Annotated in this window: 4 protein-coding genes; 3 read left to right on the plus strand and 1 reads right to left on the minus strand. The window is 68.6% G+C overall.

Annotation, left to right across the window (positions count from 1 at the left end; translation table 11 throughout):
* Window positions 1–1,989: hypothetical protein (locus VKH46_09575; GenBank protein HKB71081.1), on the plus strand; the 1,989-nt coding region annotated here is incomplete at its 5' end.
* A gap of 499 nt (window positions 1,990–2,488) precedes the next feature.
* Here the strand turns inward: VKH46_09575 and VKH46_09580 are convergent.
* Window positions 2,489–6,103 (minus strand): multifunctional oxoglutarate decarboxylase/oxoglutarate dehydrogenase thiamine pyrophosphate-binding subunit/dihydrolipoyllysine-residue succinyltransferase subunit, encoded by a 3,615-nt coding sequence (locus tag VKH46_09580; protein HKB71082.1) that lies wholly within the window; start codon window positions 6,101–6,103, stop codon window positions 2,489–2,491.
* 57 nt (window positions 6,104–6,160) lie between these two features.
* On the opposite strand from VKH46_09580, the gene VKH46_09585 reads away from it, so the two are divergent.
* Together VKH46_09585 and VKH46_09590 are read left to right on the plus strand one after the other, a co-directional pair.
* Window positions 6,161–7,564: an IgA Peptidase M64 gene (locus tag VKH46_09585; protein ID HKB71083.1), complete on the plus strand. Its 1,404-nt coding sequence runs from the start codon at window positions 6,161–6,163 to the stop codon at window positions 7,562–7,564.
* 467 nt (window positions 7,565–8,031) lie between these two features.
* Window positions 8,032–8,566 (plus strand): hydrolase (locus VKH46_09590; protein HKB71084.1); only part of this gene is annotated, 535 nt, incomplete at its 3' end.

Below are 8,566 nucleotides of genomic sequence, written 5' to 3' on the forward strand. Positions count from 1 at the left end.
CACTGGCAGACGCGGATCGGGAACTTCAAGTACACCTCCTGCTCGACGACGTCGAATCCCGACTTCTCGATCTCCGCTTCGCCGGCGTCGGTTTCCGTCGTCCAGGGCAACTCCGGGAGCTCGACGATTTCGACCTCCGCCCTGAACGGCTTCAACAACGCGATCTCGCTGTCGGCCTCGGGTCAGCCGTCGGGCGTGACGGTCTCCTTCAACCCGACGTCGATCGCGGCGCCGGGCTCCGGCTCGTCGACGATGACGATGACGGTCGGCTCGGCCGTGACGACGGGCACGTACACGATCACCGTGACGGGCACGGGCGGCGGAACGACCCACACGGCCTCGGTCTCGCTGACGGTGACGTCGGCGGGCGCGCTCACGGCCGCCTACGACGCCACCCTCAAGGCGCCCAGGTGCGCCACGGTCGGGAGCTCCTGCGACACGGGGACCTCGCTCGTTCTCGGACGCGCGAACCTCGGTCCGGAGCCGAACCAGCCGAACACGATCAACGCCTCCTGCGCCGACGGGACCTCCGGCACGTTCCACTCGGACGAATCGAACGACCGCCTGAAGGTCTTCACGACCGACGGGAGCAACTTCGCGCCCGGCAAGCCGGTCACGGTCCAGGCGACGGTCTGGGCCTACTCGGGCTACACCTCGGACCACCTCGACCTCTACTACGCCGCCAACGCGAGCTCTCCGGCCTGGACGCTGATCGGCACGGTCAATCCGACGGCCGCGGGATCGCAGGTGCTTTCCGGCACCTACACGCTCCCTTCGGGCGGGAGCCTGCAGGCCGTGCGGGCCAACTTCCGGTACAACGGGAGCGCCTCTTCGTGCAGCACGGGCGCCTACGACGACCGCGACGACCTCGTGTTCGCCGTGAGCAGCTCGCCCGACTTCTCGATCTCGGCGTCTCCCACGTCGGTCTCCGTCGTCCAGGGCTCGTCGGGAGGCTCCACGATCTCGACGACCGTTTCGGGCGGGTTCAACAACGCGGTTTCGCTCTCGGCTTCCGGTCAGCCGTCGGGCGTGACGGTCTCCTTCAACCCGACGTCGATCGCGGCGCCCGGATCCGGTTCGTCGACCATGACGATGACGGTCGGTTCGTCCGTCGCCACGGGGACGTACCCGATCACGATCACGGGCTCCGGCGGCGGCGTCACCCACACGACGTCCGTTTCGCTGACGGTGACCGCCGCGGCGACGCCGAACTTCACGATCGCGGCGTCGCCTTCATCGGTTTCCGTCGCTCAGGGCGGCTCCGGAACGTCCACCGTCTCGACGACGGTCTCGGGCGGGTTCAACAACGCGATCTCCCTCTCGGCTTCCGGCCAGCCGTCCGGCGTGACGGTGTCCTTCAACCCGACGGCGATCGCCGCGCCCGGCTCCGGGTCTTCGACGATGACGATGACGGTCGCGTCCTCGACGACGACGGGCACCTACACGATCACGGTGACCGGCACCGGCGGAGGGATCACGCACACCGCGTCGGTCTCCTTGACGGTGACCTCGGGAGGCACCGCCCAGCAGCTGCTGCTCAATCCCGGATTCGAGTCCGGGAACGTCTCCTGGACCGCGACCTCCGGAGTCATCGACAGCTCGACCGGCGAGCCGGCGCACTCGGGCTCCTGGAAGGCGTGGCTGAACGGCTACGGCTCGACCCACACCGACACGCTGTACCAGCAGGTGGCGATCCCGTCCAACGTCACGACGGCGACGCTCTCCTTCTGGCTGCATATCGACACGGCCGAGACGACGACCACGACGGCCTACGACAAGCTCTCGGTTCAGATCCGGAACTCGTCGGGAACGGTGCTCGCCACGCTCGCGACGTACTCGAACCTGAACAAGAACACCGGATACGCGCAGAAGAGCTTCAACGTGATCGGCTACAAGGGACAGACGATCCGGGTCTATCTCCTCGGAAAGGAGGATTCGTCGCTCCAGACGTCCTTCGTCGTCGACGACTTTGCCCTGAACGTCCAGTAATTTGCGATTTGTCTTCTTTTTGGCCCCGGCGGCAAGGCCGCCGGGGCATTTTTTTGGGTGCGGCGATCCTCCTTCGCTCTTGCGAGCTTCGGAGGATTGCCGGTGAGATCCGCCCCAGCCCTGGCGAAGGCGGATGCCTCGAGCCGGGCGGGCACGTGCCGCCTGCGAGACCCTGCGAGTGCTGCCCGGCTCTGTCATTCCCGCGAAAGCGGGAATCCACGTCCTTCCCGTCGGGCTGGGTCCCCGCTTTCGCGGGGACGACCGCTTCGCGATCGCCTCACCGGGATCTCGCGGGCGGCACGCATCCCGTCCGCCTTCGCTAGGGCTTCGTCGGATCGAAGCTCAGACGAGGATTTCGCTCCAGCTACGTAATCGGCGATCGATCCGCCATACCTCGTCAGAGCGACGGCAGACCGGGCTCGCGCCTCACCGCGCTTTCGCGTTTGTTCGATTTTCGTGGCGGGACCAGATCGGTGGACGCTGCACCGCCGCCATGCGGTTACCCCAGCGCTTCGTCGATCAGTTTGTCCTGTTCGTCGTGAAAGACCTCGGCCGATCCGGTCGCCGGACTGGCCGACGGCGGGCGCCCGACGTAGCGGAGCGCGAGCCCGCCCCGCAGCTCGGTGAAGCGCTCGGCGACGTGCGACCACGCGCCCATGTTCCGCGGTTCCTCCTGCACCCAGACGAGGTCCGAGGCCCCCGGCAGCGCGTCGAGGGCCGCGCGAAGCTCGGCGGCTGGAAAAGGCGCGAGCTGCTCGACGCGGACGATCGCGGCGCGCGCGTTCTTCTTCGCGCGGGCGGCGGCGAGGTCGTAGTAGATTTTTCCGCCGCACAGGATCACGCGCTCGGCGCCGGCCATCTCCGGATCGCCGACGACCGGCTCGAATCCTCCGGTGGTCATGGCGTCCAGAGGGGAGAACGACGCCGCGAGGCGGAGCAGGCTCTTCGGGGTGAGGATGACGAGCGGAGAAGCCTCGGGCCGCCGCATCTGGCGGCGGAGCAGATGGAAATACTGCGCGGGCGTCGTCGGCTGGCAGAGCTGAAGATTGTCGTCGACCGCGAGGTCGAGGAAGCGCTCCGGCCGGGCGCTGGAGTGCTCCGGGCCCTGGCCTTCCTGCCCGTGCGGCAGGAGGAGTACGAGCCGGCTCGGCTGCCCCCATTTCTCCCGGCCGGACGCGATGAACTGGTCGACGATCACCTGCGCCGCGTTGACGAAGTCGCCGTACTGGGCTTCCCAGAGGGTGAGCGTCCGCGGCGCCGCGACGCTGTAGCCGTACTCGAAGCCGAGAACGCCGGCCTCCGAGAGCGCGCTGTCGAAGACGAAGAAAGGAACGCCGGGAGCGACCGACTCGAGAGGCGTCCACCGCTGTCCCGTCCGCGCGTCGTGGAGCACCATGTGCCGCTGGGAGAAGGTGCCGCGGCTGCTGTCCTCGCCGGAAAGGCGCACGGGGGTCCCTTCGAGGAGAAGCGACCCGAACGCGAACGCCTCCGCGGTCGCCCAGTCGACGGGCATCTCGCCGCGCGCGATCTTTTCCCGGCGCGAGAGGAGCGTGATCACCTTGGGATTGAGGTGGAAACCGCGCGGGACTTTCGCGAGAGCCGCGCCGATCGCGTCGAAAGCCTCCCGCGGAACCGCCGTATCGGGCGCCGCGGCCGGCGCCGGCGCTTCGCGGTCGTCCCACCCGGGAACGCTGCCGGCGCTCGCGATCTCCTTGGCCCGCGCGAGCGCGACCTCGTACCGCCGGCCACGCTCGGCCTTGAGCTCCTCGACCTGTGCCTCGGTGACGACCTTCTCGCGGACGAGCTTCTTCGCGTAGATCCCGAAGACGCCGGGATGCTCGCGGACCCTCTGGTACATCACGGGCTGGGTGTAGCTCGGCTCGTCCCCTTCGCTGTGGCCGTGCCGCCGGAATCCGACGAGATCGATCACGATGTCCTTGTGGAACTCCTGCCGGTAGTCGAGCGCGATCTGGAGGACTCGATGCGCCGCCTCCGGGTCGTCGGAGTTGACGTGAAAGATCGGGACCTGGTTGATCTTCGCCATGTCGGTCGAATAGAGGGAGGAGCGGCCCTCGCCGGGGGAGGTCGTGAAACCGATCTGGTTGTTGACGACGACGTGGATCGTCCCGCCGGTCCGGTACCCCTTCAGTTGCGAGAGATTGAACGTCTCGGCAACGATGCCCTGCCCGGCGAACGCCGCGTCTCCGTGGACGAGGACCGCGAGCGCGCGGTTCCAGACGGCGGGTCCGCGTCCCCCGCGCGCGTCCTGCCGGGCGCGGACGATCCCCTCGACGACGGGGTCGACGAACTCGAGGTGCGACGGATTCGGCACGACCTCGATCGAGACGCGCCGTCCGTCGGCGAGCTCGCGCACGCCCTGCGCGCCGCGGTGGTATTTCACGTCCCCCTCGTCGGCGGGAAAGTCGGGGTGCACGATCCCCTCGAAGCTCGCGAAGATGCGCTCGCAGAAACGGCCGATCACGTTGGCGATCACGTTCAGGCGCCCCCGATGCGACATTCCGATCGTGATCTCCTCGATTCCGCGCGAGCCGGCGCCGGCGACGAGCTGGTCGAGCAACGGAATCAGGGTTTCGCCCCCTTCGATCGAGAAGCGCTTCTGCCCGAGGAACCGGTTGTGCAGGAAGTGCTCGAAGACCTCGGCCGAGAGGAGCTTCCAGAGGATGTGCTGGCGAACGTCGGCGGGCGGAGGCTCCGGGACCGCTCCGATCCGGCGCCGCAGCCACTCTTTCTCGGCGCCGTCCTGGATGAACCGGTACTCGACGCCGACTTTCCCGCAGTAGGAACGGCGCATGATCTCGAGGATCTTCCGGAGGGGAAGCGTCTCCGCGCCGCCGAGCCCTCCCGTGATGAACTCGCGGTCGAGGTCCCAGATCGTCAGGCCGTAGGTTTCGAGGTCGAGCTCGGGGACGTGCGGGACCGGCGCGGCGCGCAGCGGGTCGATGTCGGCAACGAGATGGCCGCGCACGCGGTAGGCGTTGATCAGCTCGAGGACCCGGGCCTGGTTCTCGATCTCACGGAGGCGCGAGACGTCGCCGGCGACGATCGCCGGGTTCCGGTCGACGGCCCAGTGGAAGGGACGGTACGGGATCGCGAGGTCTTCGAAGATCTCCTCGTAGAACGCGTGCTCGCCGAGGAGCAGCGCCTCGATGCGCCCCAGGAAGGTCCCCGACTCCGCCCCCTGGATGATCCGGTGGTCGTACGTGCAGGAGAGCGTCATCACCTTGCTGATGCCGAGGTTCGAGATCGCCTCGGGCGCCATGGCGGAGAACCCGGCGGGGTAGTCGATCGCCCCGGTCGCGAGGATCAGGCCCTGCCCGGGCATCAGACGCGCGATCGACGACGTCGTCCCCATCGGCCCGGGATTCGTGAGCGAGACGGTCGTTCCCTGGAAATCGGCGATCACGAGCTTGCCGGTGCGCGCGCGGGCGATGACGTCGTCCATCGCCCGCACGAACTCGGTGAACGTCATCGTCCCCGCTCCCTTGACGTTCGGAACGAGGAGGGTCCGGGTCCCGTCGCGCTTTTCGACGTCGACGGCGAGCCCGAAGTGGATCTCCCCGCGCACGATGCGCTCCGGCGGCTCGGCGGACCCGCCGAACGCGTCGTTCAATCGGGGAAAGTCGTGCAGTGCGCACAGCGCCGCCCACGCGACGACGTGTGTGAAGGAGATCTTGCTCTGGTCGTTGGCCGCGCGGTAGTCGTTGGCGAGCCGCCGGTTCTCCTCGAGGAGCTTGATCGGGACCTGCCGCTGCGAAGTCGCCGTAGGCATCTCGAGGCTTGCCCGCATGTTCTGCGCGATCTGGAGCGCCGCGCCGAGGATCGGGTGCCGCTCGCCGGCCGGGGCCGGTTCGGCCGGCCGGGTCGGGGAAGGGAGCGGGGGAGCCGCGGCGGCCGGCGGAGGCGGAGCGGGCGCGGCCGGAACCGGCGGGGGCGGCCCCGTCAGGTCGTCGAAGTATTCGCGCCAGTCGTCGTCGACGAGCGCGGGATCGCTCCGATACCGATCGAAGAGCTCGAGAGCGTAATCGGCGTTGATCCCGTATTCATCGAGGATCGTTTCCGTCGGGTCGGGGCGGGGCGGGCGAACGGTGGCCAACGATGCAGGCGTTCCTCTCCGGGGAGACAACCCCTTCGAAACCTATATCATTCCCGGATGAAACACGCATTCCGGGCGTTCCTCCTCCTCGTTTTCGCGGCCCCCGCTCTCGCCTCCGCGGCACCGCGCACGATGCGGTTCGACTACTTCCACACCGGGAATGCGCGGGAGGAGCATTTCAGCTGGGGACGAGTGGTGCTCGAGCCGCTGGCCTGGCCCGGCAATCCGTCGCGGCCCCTCGACGACCTCAATCTCGGAAAGTACTTCTTCGAGGTGCGAGACGCCGCCTCGGGCCGCCCCCTCTACTCGCGCGGGTTCGCCTCGATCTACGGCGAGTGGGAGACGACCGACGAGGCGAAGACGATCGACCGGACCTTCGAGGAGTCGCTCCGGTTTCCGGTCCCCGACGCGCCGGTGACCGTCGTCATCTCGAAGCGCGATGCCGCCAACGCTTTCCGGGAGCTCTGGCGAACGACGATCGACCCGAAGGGCATGTTCGTCGACGCTTCGATCCCTCCCGCGCCCGCCCCTCTGCTGGCGCTGCAGAAGTCGGGTGACCCGTCGGCAAAGGTCGATTTTCTCATCCTGGGCGACGGATACGCCGCCGCCGAGGCACCGAAGTTCGAGAAGGACGCGCGCAAGCTCATGGAGATCCTCTTCTCGACCTCCCCGTTCAAGGAGCACCGCGCCGACTTCAACGTCTGGGGGCTGTGCCCGCCGTCCCCCGAGTCGGGGATCTCGCGGCCGTCGACGGGCGTCCACCGCCGCAATCCGGTCGGATCCTCCTACGACGCCTTCGGTTCCGAGCGCTACGTGCTGACGTTCGACAACCATGCGTTCCGCGAGATCGCGCAGTTCGCGCCCTACGACTTCGTCGAGATCCTCGTCAACGCGAACACCTACGGAGGCGGAGGGATCTACAACCTCTACAGCACTGTCGCGGCCGACAGCGCGTGGGCACCGTACATCTTCGTCCACGAGTTCGGGCACCATTTTTCGGGGTTGGCCGACGAGTACTACACGTCCGACGTGGCCTACGACACCGCCGGCGAGCTCGTCGAGCCGTGGGAGCCGAACGCGACGGCGATGAAGGACCCGGCGAAGCTCAAGTGGAAGGACCTCGTCTCACCCGGGACCCCGATCCCGACGCCGTGGACGAAGGAGGAGTTCGAGACCCGTTCCCGCGAGGTCCAGGCGAAACGGCGCGCGATCCGCGCCGCCAGCCGCCCCGAGTCGGAGATGGACGCGCTCTTCCGGGCCGAGCGCGAGGAAGAGACGAAGCTCCTCGGAACCGACCGCTACTCTGGAAAGGTGGGAGCGTTCGAGGGGGCGAACTACCGCGCGAAGGGCTATTACCGCCCGCAGGAGGACTGCATCATGTTCACGCGCGACGAGGTCGGATTCTGCGCGGTGTGCCGGCGGGCGCTCGAGCGGGTGATCGCGCTGTACACGGCGCGATGACGGTCGGCGCGGCGATACCGTCGCGGGAGCGTGCTCGGGGGACGGGAGCGCGTGGCGGAGTCGCGGCGCCGTCGAACGAGCGACGGGACCGCGCCGCCGCCACTCCCTTCGCCTTCGCTCCCGCTCCCGCGGCGCAAGTCGTCTCGCGCAGCGATCGCGCGAGACTTCGTCGCGCCGCGAAGGCCCGCCTCCGAACGACCGTGTTCTCGGAAGCTTCCGACCCTCTCGGCCTCTCCCATTCCTGCGTCCGGCGGCCGAAGAGATCCGAGCCCGCGAACCGTCGCGGGGAGCGGGCTCGGTGGAGTGGCGGCGGATCGGGCTCGCGCCTCGCCGGCCTTCGTCACAGAGGCAACGAATCTCCAGCCTCGTCGCCAGTACTTCTTCCTCACCGGGGAGGAAGGGGCCGGCGTTGAACCTGCCGCTCGCTCGACGCCTGCGGGGCATGGCGCTTGCTTGATTTCGACCTCATGAACACCGTCGTCGACAGGGAAGAAGTCCGGATTCCCGCGGGAGACGCGACGCTCACGGGCGAGCTCCGCGTGCCGGAGGGCTCGCGCGGCGTGGTCGTCTTCGCGCACGGCTCGGGCAGCGGCCGGCTCAGTCCGCGGAATCGATTCGTCGCGTCCGCGCTCTGCGACGACGGGCTCGGCACGCTGCTCTTCGACCTGCTCACTCCGGAAGAAGGGGAGATCGACTTCGACACCGCCCATCTGCGGTTCGACATCCGTTTCCTCGCCGAACGGCTCGAACGCGCGACGCGCTGGCTTTTGGCGGAGCGGCCGGAGATCGCGCCGGTCGGCTACTTCGGCGCGAGCACCGGCGCTGCGGCGGCGCTCGTGGCGGCCGCGCGTCTTCCGGCGGCGATCGGCGCGATCGTCTCCCGCGGCGGGAGACCCGATCTCGCCGGGGACGCCCTCTCCGCGGTCGCCGCGCCGACGCTCCTGATCGTCGGAGAGCAGGACCCCGCGGTCCTCGCCGAAAACGAGGCGGCCCTCGCGCAGC

The sequence above is a fragment of the Thermoanaerobaculia bacterium genome (assembly GCA_035260525.1).
Taxonomy (GTDB): domain Bacteria; phylum Acidobacteriota; class Thermoanaerobaculia; order UBA5066; family DATFVB01; genus DATFVB01.

Bases quoted from the DNA above. Each gene is read 5' to 3' on its own strand.
- VKH46_09585 (HKB71083.1), top strand. From the start codon at position 6,161: ATGAAACACGCATTCCGGGCGTTCCTCCTCCTCGTTTTCGCGGCCCCC.